Source organism: Nocardioides sp. NPDC058538 (assembly GCF_042719275.1).
Taxonomy (GTDB): Bacteria; Actinomycetota; Actinomycetes; order Propionibacteriales; family Nocardioidaceae; genus Nocardioides.
Genome location: NZ_JBHXNY010000055.1, coordinates 1 through 22,246 on the forward strand (window position 1 = coordinate 1; position 22,246 = coordinate 22,246).

29 protein-coding genes are annotated in these 22,246 nt (G+C 68.7%); 23 read left to right on the forward strand and 6 right to left on the reverse strand.

Going from position 1 to position 22,246, the window contains the following annotated elements; all coding sequences use genetic code 11:
• The 4 genes from ACFWQC_RS27010 to ACFWQC_RS27025 form a co-directional block, all read left to right on the forward strand.
• Nucleotides 1-1,861, forward strand: a 1,861-nt coding sequence (locus tag ACFWQC_RS27010; RefSeq protein ID WP_378685503.1) for a hypothetical protein, incomplete at its 5' end; no start/stop codon positions are given.
• 92 nt (nucleotides 1,862-1,953) lie between these two features.
• On the forward strand, nucleotides 1,954-2,190 hold the full coding sequence (locus ACFWQC_RS27015) for a plasmid mobilization protein (protein ID WP_378685506.1): 237 nt from the start codon (nucleotides 1,954-1,956) through the stop codon (nucleotides 2,188-2,190).
• Between the two features lie 132 nt (nucleotides 2,191-2,322).
• A complete protein-coding gene (locus ACFWQC_RS27020) occupies nucleotides 2,323-2,826 on the forward strand; it encodes a helix-turn-helix domain-containing protein (RefSeq protein WP_378685509.1) in 504 nt (167 codons plus the stop codon).
• A gap of 188 nt (nucleotides 2,827-3,014) precedes the next feature.
• Entirely contained in the window at nucleotides 3,015-4,343 is a 1,329-nt protein-coding gene (locus tag ACFWQC_RS27025; RefSeq protein ID WP_378685512.1) for a hypothetical protein, read from the forward strand.
• 302 nt (nucleotides 4,344-4,645) lie between these two features.
• Here ACFWQC_RS27025 and ACFWQC_RS27030 read toward each other — a convergent pair whose 3' ends face one another.
• From ACFWQC_RS27030 to ACFWQC_RS27040, 3 genes are all read right to left on the reverse strand, one after another.
• Nucleotides 4,646-6,124, reverse strand: a complete 1,479-nt coding sequence (locus ACFWQC_RS27030; RefSeq protein ID WP_378685515.1) for a hypothetical protein — start codon at nucleotides 6,122-6,124, stop codon at nucleotides 4,646-4,648.
• 101 nt (nucleotides 6,125-6,225) lie between these two features.
• Nucleotides 6,226-6,618 carry a hypothetical protein gene (locus ACFWQC_RS27035; RefSeq protein WP_378685518.1) on the reverse strand — a complete coding sequence of 131 codons (393 nt, stop codon included), beginning with the start codon at nucleotides 6,616-6,618 and terminating at the stop codon, nucleotides 6,226-6,228.
• Entirely contained in the window at nucleotides 6,615-7,478 is an 864-nt protein-coding gene (locus ACFWQC_RS27040; protein WP_378685521.1) for a ParA family protein, read from the reverse strand. The genes ACFWQC_RS27035 and ACFWQC_RS27040 overlap by 4 nt, the downstream gene beginning before the upstream one ends.
• Before the next feature lie 228 nt (nucleotides 7,479-7,706).
• On the opposite strand from ACFWQC_RS27040, the gene ACFWQC_RS27045 reads away from it, so the two are divergent.
• Together ACFWQC_RS27045 and ACFWQC_RS27050 are read left to right on the forward strand one after the other, a co-directional pair.
• A complete protein-coding gene (locus tag ACFWQC_RS27045; RefSeq protein ID WP_378685524.1) occupies nucleotides 7,707-8,942 on the forward strand; it encodes a hypothetical protein in 1,236 nt (411 codons plus the stop codon).
• A 132-nt stretch (nucleotides 8,943-9,074) separates the two neighbouring features.
• A complete protein-coding gene (locus ACFWQC_RS27050; RefSeq protein ID WP_378685527.1) occupies nucleotides 9,075-9,821 on the forward strand; it encodes a hypothetical protein in 747 nt (248 codons plus the stop codon).
• Nucleotides 9,822-10,122: 301 nt separating this feature from the next.
• Here the strand turns inward: ACFWQC_RS27050 and ACFWQC_RS27055 are convergent, their stop codons facing one another.
• Nucleotides 10,123-10,440, reverse strand: a complete 318-nt coding sequence (locus ACFWQC_RS27055) for a hypothetical protein (protein ID WP_378685530.1) — start codon at nucleotides 10,438-10,440, stop codon at nucleotides 10,123-10,125.
• Nucleotides 10,441-10,507: 67 nt separating this feature from the next.
• On the opposite strand from ACFWQC_RS27055, the gene ACFWQC_RS27060 reads away from it, so the two are divergent.
• Entirely contained in the window at nucleotides 10,508-10,693 is a 186-nt protein-coding gene (locus tag ACFWQC_RS27060) for a hypothetical protein (protein ID WP_378685533.1), read from the forward strand.
• Nucleotides 10,690-10,902 (forward strand): hypothetical protein, encoded by a 213-nt coding sequence (locus tag ACFWQC_RS27065; RefSeq protein ID WP_378685535.1) that lies wholly within the window; start codon nucleotides 10,690-10,692, stop codon nucleotides 10,900-10,902. The genes ACFWQC_RS27060 and ACFWQC_RS27065 overlap by 4 nt, the downstream gene beginning before the upstream one ends.
• A gap of 16 nt (nucleotides 10,903-10,918) precedes the next feature.
• Here the strand turns inward: ACFWQC_RS27065 and ACFWQC_RS27070 are convergent, their stop codons facing one another.
• Nucleotides 10,919-11,788: a hypothetical protein gene (locus tag ACFWQC_RS27070; protein WP_378685538.1), complete on the reverse strand. Its 870-nt coding sequence runs from the start codon at nucleotides 11,786-11,788 to the stop codon at nucleotides 10,919-10,921.
• Between the two features lie 244 nt (nucleotides 11,789-12,032).
• On the opposite strand from ACFWQC_RS27070, the gene ACFWQC_RS27075 reads away from it, so the two are divergent.
• The 8 genes from ACFWQC_RS27075 to ACFWQC_RS27110 all read left to right on the forward strand — a co-directional run bounded on the left by ACFWQC_RS27075 (nucleotide 12,033) and on the right by ACFWQC_RS27110 (nucleotide 17,329).
• Nucleotides 12,033-12,347, forward strand: coding sequence for a hypothetical protein (locus ACFWQC_RS27075; protein ID WP_378685541.1), 315 nt, complete (start codon nucleotides 12,033-12,035; stop codon nucleotides 12,345-12,347).
• Nucleotides 12,344-13,267, forward strand: coding sequence for a tyrosine-type recombinase/integrase (locus tag ACFWQC_RS27080; RefSeq protein WP_378685544.1), 924 nt, complete (start codon nucleotides 12,344-12,346; stop codon nucleotides 13,265-13,267). The genes ACFWQC_RS27075 and ACFWQC_RS27080 overlap by 4 nt, the downstream gene beginning before the upstream one ends.
• Nucleotides 13,268-13,316: 49 nt before the next feature.
• Nucleotides 13,317-14,060 (forward strand): TIGR02391 family protein, encoded by a 744-nt coding sequence (locus ACFWQC_RS27085; RefSeq protein ID WP_378685547.1) that lies wholly within the window; start codon nucleotides 13,317-13,319, stop codon nucleotides 14,058-14,060.
• Between the two features lie 129 nt (nucleotides 14,061-14,189).
• The gene (locus tag ACFWQC_RS27090) at nucleotides 14,190-14,426 is read left to right on the forward strand and encodes a hypothetical protein (protein ID WP_378685550.1); all 237 of its coding nucleotides are present in this window, start codon (nucleotides 14,190-14,192) and stop codon (nucleotides 14,424-14,426) included.
• A gap of 14 nt (nucleotides 14,427-14,440) precedes the next feature.
• The gene (locus ACFWQC_RS27095) at nucleotides 14,441-14,683 is read left to right on the forward strand and encodes a hypothetical protein (protein ID WP_378685552.1); all 243 of its coding nucleotides are present in this window, start codon (nucleotides 14,441-14,443) and stop codon (nucleotides 14,681-14,683) included.
• A 233-nt stretch (nucleotides 14,684-14,916) separates the two neighbouring features.
• Nucleotides 14,917-15,123: a hypothetical protein gene (locus tag ACFWQC_RS27100; protein ID WP_141796244.1), complete on the forward strand. Its 207-nt coding sequence runs from the start codon at nucleotides 14,917-14,919 to the stop codon at nucleotides 15,121-15,123.
• Between the two features lie 93 nt (nucleotides 15,124-15,216).
• Entirely contained in the window at nucleotides 15,217-15,942 is a 726-nt protein-coding gene (locus tag ACFWQC_RS27105) for a GntR family transcriptional regulator (protein ID WP_378685556.1), read from the forward strand.
• Between the two features lie 127 nt (nucleotides 15,943-16,069).
• Entirely contained in the window at nucleotides 16,070-17,329 is a 1,260-nt protein-coding gene (locus ACFWQC_RS27110) for a hypothetical protein (protein WP_378685559.1), read from the forward strand.
• Between the two features lie 19 nt (nucleotides 17,330-17,348).
• Here ACFWQC_RS27110 and ACFWQC_RS27115 read toward each other — a convergent pair whose 3' ends face one another.
• The gene (locus ACFWQC_RS27115; RefSeq protein WP_378685562.1) at nucleotides 17,349-18,128 is read right to left on the reverse strand and encodes a phosphotransferase enzyme family protein; all 780 of its coding nucleotides are present in this window, start codon (nucleotides 18,126-18,128) and stop codon (nucleotides 17,349-17,351) included.
• A 400-nt stretch (nucleotides 18,129-18,528) separates the two neighbouring features.
• On the opposite strand from ACFWQC_RS27115, the gene ACFWQC_RS27120 reads away from it, so the two are divergent.
• The 7 genes from ACFWQC_RS27120 to ACFWQC_RS27150 form a co-directional block, all read left to right on the forward strand.
• A complete protein-coding gene (locus ACFWQC_RS27120; RefSeq protein ID WP_378685564.1) occupies nucleotides 18,529-18,813 on the forward strand; it encodes a hypothetical protein in 285 nt (94 codons plus the stop codon).
• Nucleotides 18,813-19,277: a WhiB family transcriptional regulator gene (locus tag ACFWQC_RS27125; protein WP_378685567.1), complete on the forward strand. Its 465-nt coding sequence runs from the start codon at nucleotides 18,813-18,815 to the stop codon at nucleotides 19,275-19,277. The genes ACFWQC_RS27120 and ACFWQC_RS27125 overlap by 1 nt, the downstream gene beginning before the upstream one ends.
• 19 nt (nucleotides 19,278-19,296) lie before the next feature.
• Complete coding sequence (locus ACFWQC_RS27130; protein WP_378685569.1) at nucleotides 19,297-19,761, forward strand: hypothetical protein; 465 nt, start codon at nucleotides 19,297-19,299, stop codon at nucleotides 19,759-19,761.
• 1 nt (nucleotide 19,762) lies between these two features.
• Nucleotides 19,763-19,993: a hypothetical protein gene (locus ACFWQC_RS27135; protein WP_378685572.1), complete on the forward strand. Its 231-nt coding sequence runs from the start codon at nucleotides 19,763-19,765 to the stop codon at nucleotides 19,991-19,993.
• Complete coding sequence (locus ACFWQC_RS27140) at nucleotides 19,993-20,166, forward strand: hypothetical protein (RefSeq protein ID WP_378685575.1); 174 nt, start codon at nucleotides 19,993-19,995, stop codon at nucleotides 20,164-20,166. The genes ACFWQC_RS27135 and ACFWQC_RS27140 overlap by 1 nt, the downstream gene beginning before the upstream one ends.
• Nucleotides 20,166-21,452 (forward strand): hypothetical protein, encoded by a 1,287-nt coding sequence (locus ACFWQC_RS27145; protein ID WP_378685578.1) that lies wholly within the window; start codon nucleotides 20,166-20,168, stop codon nucleotides 21,450-21,452. The genes ACFWQC_RS27140 and ACFWQC_RS27145 overlap by 1 nt, the downstream gene beginning before the upstream one ends.
• Nucleotides 21,453-21,600: 148 nt before the next feature.
• Nucleotides 21,601-22,246, forward strand: a 646-nt coding sequence (locus ACFWQC_RS27150; RefSeq protein WP_378685581.1) for a hypothetical protein, incomplete at its 3' end; no start/stop codon positions are given.

Consider the following 22,246-nt stretch of genomic DNA (forward strand, 5'->3'; position numbering starts at 1 on the left):
CATGCCAGGCCTGTGGGGCATGGACCCGGCCGGCCTCATCGCCTTCGGCGGTCTCACGGGCGTCCAGACGGCCGCCTGGGTCGCGTCGCGCCGCATCCGCGGCGAGGGCTGGAAGTCGACGCTGCTCGGACTGTTCGGCGTCGGCGACAACGCCAAGGCCCTCGAGGCCAAGGAGCCCGAGCTGAGCGAGAAGGCACGCGAGCTCCTGGAGACCTGGGCCCACGCCATGTCCGGCCTCGCGGCGCCGAAGGAGCTGCTGAACTCGCAGATCGTGCCGACGAGCATGCGTGAGCCCAACGCGGGCACTATCGCGTTCACCGTCGAGCTGCGCGACACCGTGCACGCCCAGGACGCCGTTTCTGACGAGCTGCGTAAGCAGCTCGAGCGGAAGATGCGACTCGGCGTCGGCACGGTCAGGCTCGCTGCGAACAAGACCGACTCCGGCCAGATCCACGTCACCATCCTGCACGACCCCGACGCGCTCAAGATCAACGCCGAATGGCCTGGCCCGGTCCTCGAGGACCACCCCGACGGCTCCACCACGGTGCCCTTCTCGGTCACTCCTGATGGCGTGGACATCCCCGTGCTGCTCAACGACAAAGACGGCGTGATGATGGGGTTCATCTCCGGCACCACCGGCGCCGGCAAGTCCAACAGCCTGACCACATGGGTGCTCCCCGGGATCGTCGCGCGCCGCACGGTCATGATCTACGTCGACGGCGGCCAGGGAACCTCCGCGAGCCACCTCACCGGCGGAGCGGACTGGTTCGCGGTCGAGGGTGTTGAGGCCTGGAAGAGCGGGATCTTGGGTGCCTACCTGCTGACCAAGTCCCGCAAGGCCCGCCGCAGCAAGATGGGACTCTCGCGCTGGCGCGGCCTCGAGGAGACCGACCCCGCCGGGCTGCTCGTCATCGACGAGGCCACCACGGTGGCTCGAGCGCTAGGCAAGTCGGGCGCCAACGTCGGCGAGAACGGCGCCTTCATCAGCTACGGCGACATGGTCCTCGAGATCGAGCGCGAGGGCCGCAAACTCGGCGTTGGCGTCATCCAGCTCGCCCAGGACGCGCTGGGCACCGACACTGTCGGCGGACGCCAGGCCCGCGACCTCGCCATGAGTGGCGGCACCTGCATCGGCCACCGCCCCACCGGCGGCACCAGCAACATGCTCACCGGTACCTCCACCGCCGAGTCGATCGACCTGCGAGCCCTGCCCGCCGAGCCTGGCCACGTCGGAGTGATCCAGCGCGGCCAGGTCCTGGCCCCGCAGACCCATGTCCGCTACGCCGTTCCCGACAACGTCGAGAACATCCTCGAGGAGCTCGGCGACGTCCGCGAGTTCGAGGGCGCGGACGCTGAGGCGATGGCCCCGGCCGGCTATGCCAGCCGCGTTCGCGGCCGCGACGCAGCCGCCCGGATGCGGGCCGTCCGCAACGGCGGCACCGTCGCCGAGGTCATCAGCATCCACAAGAACGACGGCGCCGGCGACCTCAACCAGATCGGCGTAGCCAGCCACAACAGCTCCCCGGCTGCCACGGACCACGCGTACACCCCCAGCGCGGACGAGTCTGTGGCAGCTGGGGTCTCCATCAGCCAGGCCGACGAGCTCGCGGCCCAGTTCCCCGAGCTCGCAGGCCTCACCGGCGCCGCCCGCACCGGCCAGGAGGCCGGCGCGATGAACCGCTTCGCAGTGCTCGAGGTCCTCCGCGAGGAGCCCGAGGGCATCAAGTTCGGCGCGATCCTCGATCGCGTCGAATTCCCCAAGGGCACGCTCTCCCGCGCGCTCAAGCGCCTCGCCGCTGACGGCGACGCCCACAAGACCGACGACGGTCACTGGCACGCTGGCCCTGGGGTGGCGGCGTGAAGATGACTCGGAACTACAGAAATGTGTTTTACGTGGATCGTTCGGCGTGTCTGCTATCAGATTTCAGGGCTCGTGCTGGTGGGATGGCGGGTATGGCCAATGGACTCGTCGCGGAAGACCGCCAGACGCAGGTCCTGTTTCGGCTGAGCCACGAGGAGCGGGCGCAGCTGCACCAGGAGGCTCGCGATCTGGGTATCACTCTCCAGGCGCTCCTCGAGCGTCGCATCCTCGGAAAGCATGTCGACGCTTCTGAGCGGAAGCCAGGACGCAAGCCGACATCGCGTCAGCAGGAGGCCCTCATCGACGAGAAGGAGCTCATCGCGAGCTAGCACCACATGACCCCATAACGGAAGCGGCTCCGCTCTCGGACAAAGAGCGGAGCCGAAACCCAGAAACTCACACACGTTTGGTTGGCGCCTCAGCTGTGTGGGTCTCTCCCAGCGCACCCCTAGGAGGGGCGGATGCTTGCATCCACGGTAACCCAGATTTCCGGTTTTCCGGATAGTCAACCCACGGTTTTTGGTCACACGACCGGTGGCTCGGATCGCCTGGCGGCGCTCTACAAGCGTCGTCAGGCGGTCATCGCCGAGATCGAGCGCAGCCACCAGCTCCGCCGAAATCTCGACGCCGAGATCGAGCTCGAGCTGGCCAACCAGCAGCACCTCGAGGCGGACCAGGTCCTCGCTGCGGTCGCGGCCGCGTACGTCGTCGACGTCGAGCAGCTGCACGGCCGGGCGCGTAACGCGCCCCTGGCCGAGGCGCGCCACGTCGCATTCTGGATCCTGCACCGCCGGCGGTGCTGGTTGCTGCAGGCGGTCGGTGACTGGCTGGACCGTGACCACTCCTCCGTCCTGCACGGCGTACGCCGCGTCGACGCCGATAGCCGGCTGCTCGAGCTCGCGGCCCAGCTGCACGCCACGGCTCGGGCCGCCGGCGCCCACCGGGCACCACAGGAGGCTGCGTGAGCGCCGCGGTGGCCCTCGAGGGCCCTCCGGCGCCGCTTGAGGCGCGTACAGCCGTCTCAGAGCGCCCTGCGGCCCCCGGATCGGCCGAATGGTTCTCTCAGAGCCGTTCTAAGCGCCGTGGCGCCGCTACCCGACGTGTCTCCGGGCGCGCAGCGCGAGCTCGCACCGCCCGCCGGCTGGCATATGCGGTGCCAGAGGGCTCGGAGATCGCGGTGGGCCAGGCCGCCTGGCTAGCCGCGCTCGAGACGTCTCCGGAGATCGCACTGCTGACCGAGCGCCGGCGCAGCAGCCTGTTCGCGGTCGCGTTCCGTGTCGCGGCCGGCGCCGACTTCGACGACATGACCTCGATGCCGACCTGGGAGGCGCTCCAGGCCGACACGCAGCTGAGCCGCGCCACCGTCGCCCGCAGCCTGCAGCTGCTGCGGGCGACCGGCCTGCTTGGCGTCGTCGAGTCCGGCAGCACGGCCGAGTTCCGGCCGATGGCGCTTATGCCGATCTACGGCGACCAGAACCGCGCCGCGGTCTACCTGCTCACCGTTCCCGCCGCAGGCCCTCAGGAGCGCTCAGAGGCCGCCTCCGCGGCCGTAGACGACCGCGCCGAGGCCCACGCCTCCCCCACCACCCACGGTCGCCCTGCCGGCGCTCCTGCTCCTAGCCACCCCAAGCCTGTGGATAACTCTGAGACCCCCGCGCTTCTCCCTCTGGGAGAAGCAAAAGAACTCCCCCGCAGGCGCGCGAGCGCGAGCCCGCTGCGCGGGCCGGATCAAGCTCGAGGCGATTCTGGGACCGATCACGATGCACCGACCGCTGTGTGGCCGCTCCACAAACCCGCCACGACGAGGAAGGGCCAACTGCGCGCGGCCGAGCGTCTCCGGTCGGAGGTCCCAGCGCTGCGCGGCAGCATCGCCCGCTGGGACGCCGAGACCGAGACCTACGTCCATGACACCGGCTCGTCAGCCGCTGGCCGCGCCGGCCGCGAGCTCCAAGAGCTCAGCACCAGGCACCTGCGGTCGCTGATCCGCGAGTTCCTCCGCGCCGGCTGGACCGTCGCAGACGTCAAGTACGCCATCGACCACCGCCCCGACCAGAGCGCACACACCTGGACCACCTCGGTCCACTCCCCCGCCGGCTGGCTCCGCGCCCGCCTGGGCTGGTGGCTCGACGAGCGCGGCCGCCCGATCGCCTCGCTCTCGGCCCGCAAGGCTGCTGAGCGCGAGCTCGCCGAGCGCGCGGCCGCCGAGCGACGCGCCGCGGCCGCCGAGCACCAGGCCGACGTCGCCGCCGGCGCGAGCTTCGCGGACCGCTGCCGCCAGCTCGCCGGCGGGCGCTGGACGCAGCTGGTCGCCAAGATCGCCGCGCAAGCCGGGATCGGCATCAACCGCGGCGGCATCCACCGACCCCGCGCCGGCCGGTTCGCCGAGGGCGCCGCCCTGGTCACCATCGCCGAGCTCGCCGGCGGCCGCGACGTCGACGACCACCAGCTGCGCCAGGTCCTCGACCAGGCTCTCGCCAGCTGACCGCCGGCGGACGCTTCCGGATCTGGTTTCACTGGCGGCCTGGTTTCACCGGCTCGCCTGCGCGCGCGTAAGGGTTTCTGGCTCTGAGTCCGCCTCGGTGAAACCACGCGTTTCCGCAGGTCAGAGCAGGTTTCACGGCTGGTTTCACCGCCGAAACTGGTTTCACCGGCTCACTTGGGCACCTCGCGTGCCCCTCGCGTACCTACGGAAGCGGTCCTAGCGCGTGTCGCGCCCGCACGAAAGAAACGCTAGGAGTGCTATACATGATAGCACTCCTAGCGTAGGTTGCGCTGGTTGCGGATCTACTGGTTCACGGCAGCAGCTCGAGCGGCGGCGGCGCGATCGCGAGCGGCCTTGAGCTCACGACGTCCGGACTGCTCAGCGAGGCCGAGGCGCTCGCCGACCTGGCCGCCCGTGACGCGCTCGTCCTTGGCGAGCATCGCGTCGACGATCGCGTCGCGCTCCGGGCCGGCCGGAACCACCACCGGCGCGGACGGGACAGCGCGCAGGCGCGACGCCGGCTGAGCGTCGGTGAGCGCCTTGGCGGTCTCGGCTGAGCGCTCACCGTGAGCGGCCTCGAGCCCGCGGCCGCTCACCGCTCGCTTCTCGTGAGCGCTCGCGCTCACGGTCTCCGTGCCTGCGATCGCCGGCGCCGGCTGAGCGGTTGAGCGCTCATCGGGAGCGCTCACCTCGTCGTGAGCGGTGGGCTGCGCCTGGAGCCGCTCACCGTCATGAGCGCTGTCCTGAGCGCTGTCCTGAGCGTCCAGGTGGGCGCTCACCGAACCCTGGCGAGCCTCCTCATGAGCGGTTGAGCGCTCGACGTCACCTGAGCGCTGAGCGTCAGGCTGAGCGCTCGAGCTCGTCGCCTCACGTCCGCTCGCCGGTGCCAACTGAGCGGTTGAGCGCTCAGCAGACCGCTCAGCAGACCGCTCAGCAGACCGCTCAGCAGACCGCTCATCGGTGAGCGCGGGCGCGAGCGCCTGAGCGTTGCTGTGAGCGGTCGAGCGCTCACCGGTGAGCGCTGCCGGCGTGAGCGCTTGGGTGAGCGCCGGGACAGAGACGTCGATCGGGCGAACCTCGGCCAGGACGGCGGCGACCGACACAGCTCCGTTCACGTAGGTCTCCGAGACAGCCCTCTGTCGCTGGGGTGCGACGCCCAGGGCGACGGCCTTCTGCGTCGCGTACGACCGGCTGGCGGCGTAGGCGAGGCGGCGCTCGGCGATCCACTTCGCGGGGCCGGTCGAGGTCGTGGCCAGCTCGTTGAGGCGGGCGTGGTCCATGCGAGCGGCGATCGCGGCGCGCATCATGGCGGCCTCGGCCTTCTGCTCGAGGTCATCGTCGATGAGGACCGACTTCACGCCCTTGAGGGTCCAATGCCACGCGGCAGCGGCGAGGATCGGTGCAGCGGCGACGAACGCGCGGACGGCGATCTCGTCGCCGGTGCTTGTGACGTGGGTGTAGCCGATGGTCGCGCTCACGAGCGACAGGACCCAGGTGAAGACCTGGGCGGCCTTGCTCGGTCGGTTGAGCAGGCTGAGGCAGAACGCGGCGAGCGCGAACCCCACGATGCCGAGCTCCAGGCCGCCGGCCAGGATCCAGTGCGCTCCGGTGTCGCCGAGGCTGGAGGTCTCCAGGGCGGCGAGCATGTTGAAGAACCCGATGCCGTTGAGGATGAGCGCGCCCAGGGACGGGGCCGCGATGATCCCGGCGAGGTGCCAGCCGTTGGCGGCAGGCTCGGTCGGCTCGGTGACGGTGGTATTGGCTGTTGCGGTGGAGCCCATGAGAGTTGTCCTCTGTCTCGCGTGGTGCTTCAGCTGGTGGAGGGATCGGCTAGCACGTAGCGCAGGTATAGCGGAGCTATCTGCGCTAGCAGGGGAGCGCGTCAGCGCTCGTGGAAGGGGCGGCCGTCGTTGTACTCGTCGCCGAGCTGGGCCAGGTAGGCCGCCACGGCGTGGCGCACGAGCCTGTCCTGGCTCCACTTCTCGCCGGTGGCCAAAGTCATCCCGGCTGCGGTGATGCGGAGGTGGGCGCGCATCGTCTCCGAGGCGCGGATGTTGAACTGCGTCGAGCCGGCGTAGGGCTCGGCGCTGGCTGCGGGCGCGGTAGCCGGCCCAGGTGCCGCAGATGCCTGAGGAGCTCGAGCAGCAGGCTTCTCGGCCGGTGCCGGCTTCTCGGCCGGCGGGGCGCTCTGCGGCTCAGGGTCGGCCTGGGGCTGAGCGAGGCTGGCGATGGGGTGGTCCTTGGCCAGGGCGGGCTTGCGTTCGATCTTGGTCATCGTGCCGTCTCCTCGACAGTCGTGGTGGGTGCAACGGGCGTGTTGGGTGCGGTGGCCAGGCCGGCGCGCTCGAGGAGCGTCTGGAGCACCATGTCGCCGTAGGCGGCCTGGAGCCGTGAGCCGGAGCCTCGGGTGTGGCTGTGCACCGTGATGTTGCTGGCGTGTGCCTCGGCCAGACCGGCGCGCTCGGGCAGGTGGCCCTCGATGACGAGGGAGCCGTAGGCCTCGCGCACCTCGCCCTCGCGGAAGTCCTGCTCTCCGGTGCTCTTGTAGCGGTTCACCACGATGCCGAGCAGCTCGACCTCGCGCTGATTCATGTTGAGCTCGCGCACGGTCTCGAAGGACTCCATCACGTTCTTGATGGCCTTGAGCCCGCTCTTGGTCGCGTCGGTGACAACCACGACGCCGTCAGCAGCGATCAGGCCGGCGGTCAGGAGCCGGCCCAGGGAGGGCGGCATGTCGAAGAGGACCAGGTCGTAGCCGGCGGCGAGCTCCCGCAGGGCGCGCTCGGCGCGGTAGGGGCCCTCGAGCGCCGAGTCCATCTCCGCTTTGGCCAGGTCGAGGCCGGACCCGAGCACGTCGACGTTCTCCCACAGCGAGGGCCGGATCACCGGGATGTCGTCGGCCTTGTCGCTCATCATCGCGATCGTGCCGTCGTCGACGTCGTCCTCGCCCAGCAGGGCGTCTGTCGCGTTTGCCTGCGGGTCGAAGTCGCACACGAGCACCCGCAGGCCTCGCAGAGCGGCCGCCTCGGCCATGAGTAGCACGAACGACGTCTTCCCGGTGCCGCCCTTCTGGTTCCCGAACAGCCAGCGGCGCCGTTCCCGGCGCGGCTCTGTGTCGAACTGAGTGGTTTCCATCGCAAACCCCCTGCATTCCCTCCCGGGGCCTATCCCCGGGATCTTCGCTAGAAACCATAGATGCTATAGGCACTATAGCACACCTAGCAATGAAAGCAAGCCTAGAAAGTATGGCAGTGCTATACACGCTATACAAATACTATTACATATCATTTCATTACTGATGAAATGATATGTAACGTAATGAAAATCTTGACGAAAGGGTGCGTACGTGGCAGCATGGGCGCCATGAGCGAGAACTCACCTCAGACCGCCGGGGCCGGCGCCCCGGCCCGGGATCAGCGCGATGAAACCGGCTCCACGCCGGCCCCGGCCGCCTCGGCGGCCTCGACGAGCGCCCCGGCGCCCCGGATCTGCCGCTGGCCGGGCTGCACCAACGTGCTGCCCGCCTCCGCTGGCCGCGGTCGCCCGCCGGCCTGGTGCGGCGAGCTCGTCGACGGCGTACGCCACACCGCGGTGAACGCGCACCGGGCGAAGGCCAACCCGGCCGGGCCGCCGGCGACGGCGGCGCGTACGCCGGGGGAGGAGGTTCCCGAGGACCGGCCGGTGACCCGGGCTCGCGGCGAGATCGCCCGCGCAGCCGAGGCCGTCACCGCCAGCCTCGTCCAGTGGAAAGCGGACCAGGCCGCCGGCGAGCTGCGCCTGGCCGCGATCGCCGACCAGATGACCGCCGCCCTCCGCGACCTCGACGGCACCGCCGTCGACACGGAAACCGCCGCCATACGCCGCGAGACCGCGGCTGCGATCGACGAGGCCGAGCAGGACCGTGACGACGCCCTCGAGGCCGCCCGTGCGGCCGAGGAGCGCGCCGAGACCGCGACCGAGGCCGCCGAGGAAGCCATCGCCGAGCTCGAGCGCGAGCAGACCGCGCGCCGGGCCGCCGAGGAGGCCGCCAAGGCAGCTCGCGAGACCGCGGCCGCGGCCGAGCAGGCCGCCACCGAGGCCCAGGCCGAGACCACCCGTCTAGACGCCATCGTCGACGAGCACGAGCGCACCATCGCCGGTCTGCGTGCCGACCTCGAGCGCGCCGCTGAGGAGAACGCCCGCCTGGCGGCCGCCCGCGACGACGCCCAGGCAGCCCGCCAGGACCTCGCCGCCGAGCTCGAGCTGGCCCGGGCCGCGTACGCCTCGCAGCTCGCCGACGTCCGCGCCGATGCCGAGCAGGCCCGCCGCGAGCACCGCGCCGCCCTCGAGCAGCTGCGCACCGAGCAGCGCACCGCGCTCGAGGAGCTCCGCACCGAGCACCGCACCGCCCTGGAGGAGCAGCGCGCCGAAGCCGCTGAGAGCCGCGAGGATCTGCGCAGCTCCCACGCCGAGGCGATCGCCGAGCTCCGCGGCCGCCTCGAGGACATGAAGGCCGAGCGCGACCAGTTGCGCACCGAGGCCACCGCAGCCGCCAAGGCCCACCGCGAGGAGCTCGCCTTCGTCCGCGACGAGCTCGCCCGCCGGCCCGAGCAGAGCTAACCGGCTCACGCACCCCCCGCGAGCGCAGACCTGCAGCCCTTGCTGCAGGTCTGCTGCATCTTCGCTGCAGGTTGATTGCATCCTCGGTTCATTGACTGCGTAGTTTTGACTCCTAGGTGTCAAAATGGATCCATGGAGTCAAGCCAGCTGGTTGCCGCGCTCGAGCGGGTGTGGGCCTCGATCCAGCGCCGGCATGCGGATGTGCCGCCAGTCGTGGTCACCCTCGGCGCGGGCAGCCTGGGCCAGCGCGCCGGCGAGCTGACGCTGGGCCACTTCGCAGCTCGACGCTGGGCGACTCGCGACGTCGACGCGGCGGCCGCCGACCCGAACGGGCTCGCGGCCACACTCAACGGCGGCATGGCCGAGCTCTTCGTCGGGGGAGAGGGCCTGGTCCAGGGCGCCGAGTCGGTCCTGGAGACGCTGCTGCACGAGGCCGCGCACGGCGTGGCCGACGTACGCCGGATCAAGGACACCAGCCGCCAGGGCCGCTACCACAACGCCCGCTACAAGGTCTTGGGGGAGGAGCTGGGCCTGGTCATCACCCAGCACCCACAGATCGGCTGGTCGCTCACCGACCTCGCACCTGGCACGAGCGAGGAGTACGCCGACGAGCTCGAGGAGCTCGCCGCGGCGCTGGTCGCCTACCGCTACGCCGAGGGCCAGGTCCCGGCCCTGCCCGGCGACCCTGGCGTCGAAGACGGCGCAGCTGGTGACGCCGGCGGGGGAGAGGCCGGCGCCGGCGGCCGCCGGCCGAAGAACGGCCTGGTCCTGGTCTGCGGCTGCCCCAAGCCCCGCAAGATCCGCGCCTCGGCCGCGGTCGTCGAGCTCGGCCCGATCCTCTGCGGCGTGTGCGGCCAGGAGTTCGCGGCCACCAGCTGAGCCGCCCTGGCGCATCGACCCCGCGACGTTACCTCTCGCCGGGCTGTCACATATCGCCTCGAGCTCGCACTTGCCTCAAGTGAAGGCACCGCGAGAGAGGAAACCGACCGATGACGCCACGTCACAAAACCGGCCAGCTGGCCACCTTCCCAAAACGTGAAGACACCACGCTGCCCGCAGGCAACCCGATGACCACCCCGACCGCGTACGCCGCCTGGTCGCCGGCCGTGCCGCCCCTGGTGCTGCTCTCGGCCTGGCTCGCCGGCTTGTCGACGCGCGTCGACGAGCGCGCACACGCTCCTCAGCACGGTGGTTCGTCGTGGGCTGCCCGGCGTTGCTCCTCGCGGAGCTCGAGGTAGTCACGCCGGGCCTGCTCCCGGCCGAACTTCTCCAGCTTCTGAAGGCGCACGTACGCGACCGTCACCCCGTCGCGGTAGCCGCGCTGAGCAGGTGAGCCGGGCGCGAGGCCGGCGTCGTAGCGGAGGACGTCTGGGCCGCTGATGGTGCCCAGGTGCTTCATGCCGAGGTCGTAGGCAGTCCGGTAGGCCTCTGTGGCCTCTGAGTGAGGCGGGTAGGGCGTCGGCGGATAGCGGCGCTCGCGGTCGTACGGGTATGGCAAAGGGGTCGACTCCAAATTGGGTGGATCGACCCCTTAGGCCACCGAGTCTACGACGTACGATCCAGCAGTGCCCTACGTTCTTCGCTCTGGTGCCCGCCCGCGGCTGGATGCCCCCGACTTCGACGAGCACGAGCCGCTCGAGCTCATCGGCCAGGCCGAGACCTACGAGGCCGCGTACGCTCAGCTCGAGGCGCAGCTGCCCAAGGACTGGGTGCTGGTCGGCATCGATCGCTACCTCGAGGACAACGGATGACGCCGGACAAACCCCGCGTAACGCTCTCGGTCGCCGTGCCGGCCGAGGCTCGCGAGACCCTCGCGGCGTACCGCGACAGCGACCCTGACCTCGACACCGAGACTCTCGCCCTGGTCGACGAGCTCGTCGAGAAAGGTCGGGCGAAGATCACCGGCCGGGCCGCCGGCGCCGGCGCCGGCGAGCCGGACCGAGGCGACGACTACGTCTGACCCCGGGGTGAGGAGGCTAGAGGTAGTGCGGCCGGTTTCGCTGGTCGTACAGCTTGAGCAGCCGCTCGAGAAGATGCACGGCTTCCTTGGCCGGCCACAAAGCGCGCGTGAGGTTGCTGGTCATACGAACAGCCACCACGCCCGGGTCGTCGGTCGCACGGCGCTCCTGCTCCTGGAATGTGAGGCTGGCCCAGATGCGAGCGTGGGCGAATCCCGAGCAGAGCCTCCAAAGAAACTCCGTTGAGATCGTTCGGTCGCCGGCGTCGGGGCTCCCCTCGTCGGCGTACTTCACGACCTGTGTCGCGGTGTAGCCGGCGCGCTTCGGAAGGGGAGCACCCAACGCCTGCTCCGCGATCTCATCCAGCCGCTTGAGTTTGTCCTCGAGCGGGCGTTGCGGGACGCCCAGAATGCCGATGGCTTGGTCTTCGTCTCGGTAGTTCTGCGCGTACCACCGCAGCGTCCGCTCGACTCGCACGGGCCTGGAAGCAGGCTCGAGGATCCACAGCGCGGTCGAGAAGCTCTCGATCGCAGCCCTGGCCAGGACGTAGTGCGTGGCCTGGTGAAGCACTGGGCGATCTGGGCTTGCCCCGGGCCGACCCCAGATGAGGTGGCGGATGCCATTGAGGTTGTCGATGCCCGCGTTGAGAAGCATCTGGATCACGTGGCTGGTTCGGAACGGGTCTGATCGTCGATCGTCGGCAGCAAGTGACGTTCCAGGCTGGGCCGCGTGCTCCTGGTCCTCGAACCGCTTGACGACGGCGTCGATGGCGGCAATCACCTCGGGCCATCGCTCAAGCGCCAGTTGCTCGAGCTGACGCATCGTCTCCGGATCCGTGCCAGGAGCTTCGATCGTCTCCGGATCCGTGCCAGGAGCTTCGTCGGTCACGCAACTGATCGTGGCAGCGAGACCCGTGATTCGCGCACTGCTTTTCGATCATCAGCGTGAAGGCGAGGACTGATGTCGGTGGCTCCGGCGATGCTTCCGCCGATAGTTACCTCTATCGGCGGAACCACCCTGCCGGGACCGCCGATAGAGAGGCCCGAAAGTGTCGGTGCTCAGCGGTAGCGTCCCCAGCGACCTACCGCCGATAGTGCGATCCGCCGGCGGACCCCAGAGTGAGGAGCCGGCTATGCCCGACACCACCGACCAGACGAGCGAGGAGACGAGCGGCCTGGTCGACGACCTCGCCACCGTGCTCGAGGAGACCGGCGTCCACGTCGAGGAGCTGATCGAGGAGCTGCTCGAGGCCGTCGACCTGGCCGAGACCATCGCGGCCGCGCTGCAGCACGGAGAGCCCGGCGAGGTGGACGCGTACGCCGCGACCCGGGCCCAGGCCGCCAGGGCGATCTCCGCCGGCCTGGCGGCCGCCGGCGCCGCTCTGCGAGGGGCCTGGGACGCGGTCCCCGGCCAGCAGCCGGCACCGAGCGGGGCGGGGGAGCGATGACCCAGCTGAGCGCCCCGCCGAGCCGGCCGACGCTGCAGAAACTCCCCAGCGCGTACGCCGCCCACCTCGAGCGCCTGCCGATCTCCGATCACACCCGGCGCAGCTACGGGCAGGCGGTGACTGGGTTCGTCGACTGGCTGCCGTTCCAGCTCAAGCACGACTACGACCAGGTGGTGAGCGACCCGATCGCGGCCACCCACGCCGTACGCGACTACCGCCGCTACCTGCTCACCCAGCGCCGGCTGGCGCCGAAGTCGGTCGACGCGGCGATGACCGGCATCGCCAACCTCTACCTCTGGTTCGGGATGCCGCGCCCCGACGTACGCTCCGCGGCCCCGTCTCGGCGGCCGGCGCCGCAGTCGCTCGAGGAGGACCAGGTCCGCGACGTGCTGCGCGCGGCCGAGCGCCGCGGCGTACGTGACCACGCCCTGGTCAACCTGCTCCACGCCTCCGGCGTACGCATCTCTGAGGCCGTCGAGCTCGACGTCGACGACGTCCCGTTCAGCGAGCGCAAAGGCGTCGTCCACGTCCGCCTGGGCAAGGGCGAGAAGCCCCGCGACATCCCGCTCTCGGGGCCGTCGTCGGCGCTGCGTGCGCTCGCGGCCTGGTGCGCCTACCGCCGCGACCAGCTCGGCATGCCCGACGATGCCGGCCCGCTGTTCGTCTCCCGTCGCGGCGAGCGCCTCGCCGAGCGGTCGATGCGCGACGTCGTGACCAAGGTCGGCACCGCGGCCGGCGTCGAGCTGAGCCCGCACACCCTGCGGCACACCTTCGGCCGCGCCCTGGTCGACAAGGGCGCCGACCTGCCCACCGTGGCCACGCTGATGGGCCACAACGACGTCAACACCACCATGGTCTACACGGGCCCGCGGGAGGATCACCTCGTGGCGGCCACCCGCCTCATCGGAATCGACTACTGACGGCCTGGTCCGTGCGGATTTCTGATGCTGTTGAGGCAGGTCGTACAAGATGGAGCGCGTGGCCAAACTAGACACCGAGTGGGCGCTCGCCGAGCTCAACCATTTCCTGCGCGCGACCGACCAGATTCCCTATGACAACACTGGCAGTGGGGTCTTCATTGTTGGGACCCATATGCGGTCATCGGAGACGGAAGCATCAGAGCGCGCGCACGTGACCGAGCAGATCCTGGACCGGGTCCTGCCCGGCTGGAGGAAGGACCGCCCGGAGAAGGACAGCGAGTACACGTGGCTGCGGGACCAGGCCGCGCGCGCCAAGGCTGCTCTGCGGCGGGAAGCCGAGCTAGCTGAGAAGCTCGGTGACAACGCCCCGGACATGGACGCGGCCAACCTACATCCGTGGGCGTGGGAGAACGGGCGGTCGTTGTGGAACACCGGCCACTACCACCAGGCCGTGATGCAGGCCGCGATCAGGATCAATGCCGAGACTCAGGCGAAGCTGGGGCGGATGGACGTCTCTGAGGCTGGGCTCTTCACTGAGGCGTTCTCGGCCAACGACCCCAAACCGGGGGCGCCGCGGCTCCGACTTGCTGAGGACGATGGGAGTAAGACCTACGAGAACCTCCACCGCGGGGCTCGAGCTTTTGCGGACGGTCTCTACACGGCGATCCGGAACCCGGGGATGCACACACCGTCACCGAGCGACGGCGGCGAGGAGCAGCTCGCCCTCGAACAGTTGGCAGCGTTCAGCCTGCTTGCACGGTGGGTCGATCAGGCGAAGCTCGAAGAGGCCTGAGGTAATCCACCACCCGCGCGTTGCGCGCGGGTGGTCGGTGCCTCTCTCTGGGAGCAAACCACGATGCCTCGAGAGAGGTCTGTAAAGGTAATCTTGACGCACGAATGGCGTAAAGGTAATCTTTACAGCGTGGAGATCATCGGGTCGGCCCGCAAGCACAAGGTCGACGACGCTGACATTGAGCACGCCTGGGACAACGCTCTCAGGCTGGTCGAATACGAGTACGACGGCGAGGACAGGCTCCTGGTCATCGGCCCCGACAGACACGGCAACATGCTCGAGCTCGTCGCCGTCCCAGTGGATGCACCGGCCCGGATCATCCACGCTGACCGCCTCCGGGCAAAGTTTCTCGACTACCTCCGCTAAGAGGGGTGAAAATTATGGCTCTGCACACCGAAACCACCGATACCACTGGGCTCCAGGAGCTCGATCCCGCAACCACACCAGCTCGCGATGCCACCAACTTCCGGCGGATCATCGCCGCACGGAAGCAGATCGCTGAGGCTGAGGCTGAGCTGCGGGCAGCCGTGAAGGCCGCCCGTGACGACGGCGACTCCTGGACGGTCATCGGTGCAGCGCTCGACACCACCCGACAGGCCGCGTTCCAGCGATTCGGTCAGTAAGCACTACATCGCCGGCCCGGCCGCTCTCGCCAGAGCGAGCCGGGCCGCTGTCTTTGTCTGACAGGTTTCCGTGGGGAGCTACTTCAACCAGAACACCCGCTCTCGCAACATCGCGGGTGTGTGCTGATTGGGAAAGTGCATGAGGTGCGTTGGTTGGTGATCCCGCGCAATTTCGGGCTTCCCCTGGCAGAATCGATCGCCTACGAAACATCGACTTCTTGGGGGTACGACGCATGTCTAGGGTGGAACTGTTCGAGCTCCGCGGGTCTCGTGCTCGCCCGGTGAAGATCAAGAGCTTCGACAACATGGCTGCCGACCCGCGCGACGCCGACGAGTGCCGCGATCTCCTGCGACGCCTGGCCAAGCAGCACAGCATCGATCCCTACAGCGCCGAGCTCTTCGTCTGGGAAGGTCGGAAGAAGGAGTACTTCCGACTTTGAATTCGGATCTTGTCGTACGGCGTGAGGTGTAGGAAACCTGGCAAACCCCTCGCTATTGTTCTATGCACTAGAGCAATAGCGAGGGGTTTGTGCGTGCCGAAGATCAACCGAGAGTCACCATCGCAGCAGATCGCTAGTCGTCTCCGGCGCGCCATCGCTGCAGGCGAGCTGAAGGCCGGCGACAAGGCCCCGACTACGCGTGAGCTGATGGCCGACTATGGCGTTGCAGCTGCAACGGCTCACCGGGTGCTCAAGACCCTGCAGGCTGAGGGTTATCTGGTCGCGCGGCCGGGGCGCTCCGGCGGGAGCTTCGTCACCAGCGAGCAGGAACGGTCTCGAATCGTGGCTCAGCATGCAGAAGCCACCCGTGCCGACCGTGCCTCTCTCGGCGACCAGGCCAAGATCCTCGAGGCCGGTACGGCGGATGCCTCCGAGGAGGTAGCAACTGCGCTTGGAGTGAAGGTGGGGGCTCCGGTGATCTACCGCCACCGCATACATCTCGATGCTGAGGGCGAGCCGATGGCGCGGTCGACCAGCTGGCTTCCAGGCGACTTGGCCGAGAGCGTTCCCCAGCTGCTGACCGGCGAGAGCATCATCGGTGACACGTCCTCGCTCGTAAACGCCTCGGGCGGTGAGGAGAAGCAACAGGCGGTGGCTGCGCCGGCAAGTGTTGCCGACGCTCTCCAACTCGAGGAAGGGGCGCCGGTGATCGTCGGCCGCACGTGGTTTCAGGACGACGCCGGCCGCGTGCTCGAGTACAGAGAGATCTACTCGGTTGGCTGGCTGGAAGCCCGCTGGGGCTCAGCCGCACGGAAGTGACGCAAGATGTCAGTGCGAGGGGCAGGGACCACGAGATCCCACGTCTACCAGATCCGGGATGGCAGGCGAGGACATGGCGGAGACTAGGCGTAACGACAAACTGATCCGGCTCCGCAAGAGCTGCCGGATGACGCAGCAGGAGCTCGCAGACGAGCTGGGGCGCCGCGAAGGTGGCGGAACGATCCCAGCTGACTACGTCTCCAAGCTCGAGCGCGGCGTCATCACCTGGCCAAGCACGCCTCGGCGTCGCGAGATCCTGCGCCAGATATTCGGCGTACGGGACGACGCCGAGCTTGGGTTCTACAACGCACGTGTTGCTGATGGTGCGGCACTGCCGGCAGCGGCGATCTCCGCCGAGATTCCGGCCGCTCAAGAGGCGGACGTGGCCCGCAGGGCCGCGCTGGGCGCGCTCGGGCTCGAAGGCCTGCTCACTGTTCCAGAACCTAGGCCGCGAGCCATCTGGGCCGGCGACGTCGATGACCTCGAGGCGTTCGTCGACACCATCGACCATCAGGACCACATCCGCGGCGGCTCTTACGGCCGGGCCGCGATATCGGCACAGGTGCGACTCGGCATGGAGACGCTCAAGGACGCAGATTTCGCGACTCCCGCGGTCCGCCGACAATGGCAGGTCGCCCTGTCTCGGGCCGCACGGCTCGCGGGCTGGAGCTCCTTCGACGCGGGTCACCACGACTTCGCGTTCCGTCACTTTGCGGTGGCAGCGCAACTTGCGACCGAAGCAGGTGACGACGCCCAGCGAGCCAACGTCGTAGTGGGCATGGTCCGCCAGGCGCTCTACCGCAACCGCATTCGCGACGCTGCGACCTACGGAGAGCTCCTCGAGCTCACTGGCCGAGTCTCGGCCACCACAAGAGCCATGATGTGCGTCGTCCGGGCGCGGGTTTACGCAGCCCAGGGCCGCGCCAACGACGCCATGCGAGCCATCGAAGAAGCTCACGTGTGGCATGCGCAGCGGAGACCAGAGGATGACCCGCCGCCGCTGTGGTTCTACGACGAGGCGCAGCTGCTAGGCGACAGCGGGCACGCGATCGCGGCGCTCGCCATGACCTATGAGAAATTCGCCGGCGAAGCCGAGCAGCGGCTGAGCCAAGCCATCGCCTCGCACGCTGACAGCGACGTCCGAGGCCGGATGCTCTCCACCGGAACTCTCCTGCGCTTGCGCCTGCGTTGGAACCCCGAGGATGCGGTTATTCAGATCGCTGCTGCAGTGAACGACCTGGCATCAGTCCGAAGTGCTCGCACGCACAATGACCTGCGCGCTCTCGGTGACGAGCTCGTGCAGCTGCCCGATGTGCGTGGCGCCGTACTCCTGGGCGAGGAGATCACAAGGCGCGACGAGTTGCTCCCGCCACCGCAAGAAGCCTGAGGAGCTCTGGCCGGGGGAGTTACCGCCGCGACCAGCGACGCGGCATGTCGTCGTCGAGCAAGCATTCGACGCGGTGCTCGACCTGGGCCGCGACTGCTGGATCCGTTGCGAGCTGGGCCATCCAAGAAGTCATACGCAGCTCGCGAATGCGCCGGAGCGTGGGGAAGCTCGGCGAAGTGGTCACGTCATACCCGTAGACCGAGACGAACTCCGCGTACGTCGCGGGATCGATCCAGCCCAGCGACTTTGCATAAGTCCCCATCATGGCCAGATCCCATTCACGGGGACCTAGGCAGGCGTCTTCAAGATCGACGAGGGCGAGCCGGCCATCACCCCCGCGAAGGAGGTTGCTGGTATGCGCGTCGCCGTGGATCGGGCCTCGTGGCAGCTCGAAGGACGTCGTCTCCCACGCCTCGGATAGCTCCGCAAAGACAGACCGGAGGGAGGCGCGCTGCTTCTCAGGGATCGGTGCTGACTCAATTCGCACGTTGGTGCGCTCGAACGGATCCAGCTCGAGGAGCTTTACGGACTCCGGGATGTCATCGGCGCTGATGGCATGGAGCGCCCGCAGGGTCCGCGCTAGATCCGAGACAGTCGCGTTTGTCAGGTCTGAGATCTCCTCCCAGAACGTGACGGGATGACCATCAACGATGACCGGTTGCTCTATGTCGAGGGGCCTAGCGACCGGAACGTCAGTGCGGGCGAGCCACCGGCCAATGGCTACCTCGCGCTCCGCCGTGGTCGCGGCCGCCGGCGATCGACCGACCCGTGCGACCAGATTCCCCCCAGTCGAAAACACGCCGTTCTCGCCTAGTCGGATCAACCGAGGAGCTGGGAGAGGGACACCAGCCTGGTGCGCAGCTGCGGAGAGCAGCAGCTCGGCATCGTCAGTTGTAAACGGACCAGGGGAAGTAGCAGTCACCCACTGACCGTAACGAGGTCAGGCACTAGCTGACAGCCTCTGGACGCAACCATGCGACAAACCATGCGACCAACCAGGCGGGTCGACATGCGTTCTATCGGGCGGCGTTTCTCGCGACGGTTTAGCCATGAAGAACAGGGACCGGAACAGGCCAGAAGCCCCCAGTAGCGCAACTTCTTCGGCTGAACCGCTTCCCTCACGCGAGTAAATGCTCTAGCGTCTGAACTAGAGCATTTAAGGGAGCCTGCTTAGCCAGGCCCGAGGAGGAGGAAACGTCATGGAGTGGACACTCACGCAGCCCACATCGCCCGCAGTTCTGCGCGTGCGACTCGCGGCTGCTCCCGGCCGGTACACGATCTTCATCGCTGACCCCGCCGGCACCGAGATGGTGATCGCGCAGGCCATCGCGTTTGGCTCGTTCTGGAGGGTGCGTGCCCTGGTGTCGCGCCACGTCGAGGCCGCCACCACCGCAAAGGGCGCCTGCCAGGCTCTCCTGGCTGACGTTCACGAGCTCTTCCCTGGCGCCCGCCTCACGCCGGCTCTCGCGAAGGCGGCCGCGTGATGGCCGGCCGCGACAACTACCTGTGGCTGATGGATGCCGACGAGCTGCACCGCACCGAGGTCCGTATCGGTGATGAGGGCTTCTGCGGCGTCGGTGACCAGGACCCTGAGGGTTGGTTCCCCGAGATCGAGTGGCCGAACCACCCCGACGTCCAGCAGCAGAGCCTGAACGAGGCTGCGAAGCAGTGCAGCTCCGACCTCTTCGGCGGCTGCCCGGTGCGCGAGGCGTGCGCCCTGGCGGCCCTGAACCGCGGAGAGCAGTACGGCATCTGGGGCGGCCTGCCCGGTTGGGCGCTGCACAAGATCCGTCGCGCCCGTGGCTCGAAGGTCCGCGAGGTCCTGGTCGAGCTCGGCGCTGAGTGGCTGCTGCCGGCGATGACGCGTAAGGCCGGGCACCGCGCCGCGGCCTCCATGCCTGGAAAGAACGCAACCCGGACCACCAGCTCCTCCGAGCTGGCGGCCTGAACACGAAGGAGTAGGAAGGATGAACGCAGCAAGTGCCGGCGTGAGCTGGCTTGTGATGATCGCAATGGGCGCAGGCTTCTTGTGGGGGATGACCCGAACGAAGCTGCCTTTGGCCGACGCGATCCTGGTCAGGTTCGCCGCCGCGAGCTTCGTCGGATCCGGTGTGATCGGAGCGACGGGCGTGCTCGGCGACTGGGCGAACGCGGCCATCGGGTGGCTGACCAGCTTTATCGACGGGCTCACCGTGGAGTACCTCGGATCTGCGGTCGTGTGGATCGTGGTGATGGGCATCGGCTGCCTGTGGGTGTGCGCCATGATCCCCGACAAGTGGTTCAAGTACGACGCTCCGGACTGGCTGCTGTTCTCCGGCCCGGTCCTCCCCGCTCTGCTCGTTGCTGTCCCGGGTCGCCTCGGTGACGGGCTGACGACGGTGATCACGGCAATCGGCGAGGGCATGGTCAGCCTGATCGCCTTCTGGATCTGACATGGCTACCGCGACGAAGCGCCGCCATCTGTGGCGCGAAACCGTGGTCGAGACGTTCCGTCTGGCCGATGAGGCCTGGTGGGCCGAAGCCGAGACGGTGGCCATCGGCTACACCACAGAGCTCCGCGAGTTCGCCGAGCTGCACCCGCGACCGACCCTCAAGGAGGCGATGCTGGCGCTCGCCGGCCGCGCCCACGAGGTCTACACCAACGCTGAGAGCGAGGCCGCGTGATGGCTGCCAATCGTGAGCTCACCGAAGACGAGACCGCCCTGCTGCAGGACTTCCGCCGGCACCAGACCCACGCCGGCGACAGCCTCTACGGCCGCTGCGTGATCTGCGGGATGCACTGGGGCGCTCAGGCTCGAGGCCAGGCGCTGCTCGACGAGCTGAAGGAGGCAGTCTGATGTGGATCTCAACGCTGCTCGTCTGCGCCTTCGCTACCTGGCTGGTCGTCTCCCCGGACAAGCACTCACTGACCGCATCCCGCGGCCTCTGGGGCGCTGCCCGAGGCTGGGCGAACCCCGAGTACGCCGACACCAAGACCGCCAAAGCCACCAAGGCCAAGGCGGGTAAGAGCAAGGGCGGCAAGGCCAAGGCCGGCCGGTCGGGAGCAGCTCAGGGCTCCCGGTGGGGCGGCATGCTGGCCGGCTGGAACGCCGGCGTCACCGTCGCGCGTCAGCGCCGCAGTGAGGGCAAGGACCTGTGGTCGATCGGATCGCGATTCGCTGGACGCACCTGGGGCGGCGGCGAGAGCCTCGTCGTGGGCGCCCGTCGGCTGCGGGCTGACCTGGGCGCCTGGTACCGCGGCCGGCAGTACGCCGCTGACGGCCCGGTCGTTCAGGGAACGGTCGTCGATGACGAGCCCGAGACCCCCTCGGCTGACGGTCCGGTGGTGCAGGGAACGGTCATCGATGACGAGCCCGCCTCCGAAGGCGGAGAAGCGCAGGACGGCGTCCGCCACATGACTCCGCGTGACAGCGACCGCTACGACCTCGGGGTTGTGCACGACATCGACTTCTACGGCTACGACCGGGAGCGTCCCCGTCTGGTGACGGCCTGCAACCGGTGCGCTGACAAGAAGCTGGCGGGCGACGTCGAAGGGCTGGACCCGGAGTTTGCTCGCGAGGGCACGAAGTACGTCTTCTCCTCGCGGGTCGACTTTGGAACCGGTGGCACCTGGACCTGCCCGGTTTGCGGCGAGACCTACGACCCCACGACCTACCCGCGTCCCTCGAAGGACTTGGCGGCCATGGTCGCCGCCGGGGGTGCTCCTGCTGAGGGGGCAGGAGCACCGAGCAACACCACCAACACCACTATGCCGGCGTTCGCCGGAGAACGGATGAACCTGATGAGTGAGATGTCTATCGGCGAGCTCGACAACATCGGAGCGGTGCGAGCCGAGGCCGAGGCTGCGGGTCAGCTGATCGCGATGCTGGGCGAGTCGATCGCGGCTGCCAAGGCATGGGCCGACAACCTGGCCGATCGTTGGGCCGGCGCTGACTGGGGCACCGGGCCCCTGAACGCCGCCGTCGCGACGGTCGCCGAGGGCGGCCAGGCGCTGGGCACGACCGAGCTCCTGGAGGCCGGCGTGGAGGCGATCAAGCAGGCCGTCGACGAGGCCAGCGCGCTGGCCGACATGGCCGCGGCTAGCGACGCCAGCGGCGACGTGTCCCGCTTCGTCGACGCCTAGCCCCCATAGGTCTGCCTCGAGCAGACACAACGTGCGCTGCGGGCGCACGGTCCCGGTTCTCGCCGACAGGGCGAGCACGGTTCGGAACCGGACCGGGACACCAGAAGACACAGCAGCAACGACGAGTCATCTGAGGGGAAGAACAGCCATGGTCAAGAAGGTGTGGGAGCGCGAGGCCGAGAAGAAGGCCAAGGCCGCTCGTCAGCACGCTGCACAGGGTCACCTGCCTGCGATTCCGCACCAGCACTGGGCGCCCGGGCACGGTCTCTCCCCGGTGCAGGCTGGCCACCAGGACTGCAGTGTGCCGCAGCTCCCGCAGTTCGGCGCGCCGGCGATCCAGGCTGGCCAGCCGGGCCGTCACCTCGCGCTCGTACAGCCTGGCTCGGGTGTGCCGGCCGTCGTTGAGAAGCGCCCCGGGGACAGCCTGATCGCGGCCGCTCAGAAGGGCGCGGTCGCCTCCAAGGCGGTCTCCAGCTGGAGCTGGCGCAACCGTTGGAACCTGACGCCGGCGGCTGCCTCTGCACTGGCGATGTCGACCGCGACGTCGCAGCCGCTGATGGCTCTGACCGCGCTGATGGCCGTTGGTGGCGGCTCGGTGCTCATGCCCGACGAGTTCAAGGGCCGCAAGTTCCTCTCCGCGCGGGAGCGGAAGATCACCGCGGCCTGGGCCGCCGGCGGCTTCGTGTGGACGCTCGGCGCCATGCCAGGCCTGTGGGGCATGGACCCGGCCGGCCTCATCGCCTTCGGCGGTCTCACGGGCGTCCAGACGGCCGCCTGGGTCGCGTCGCGCCGCA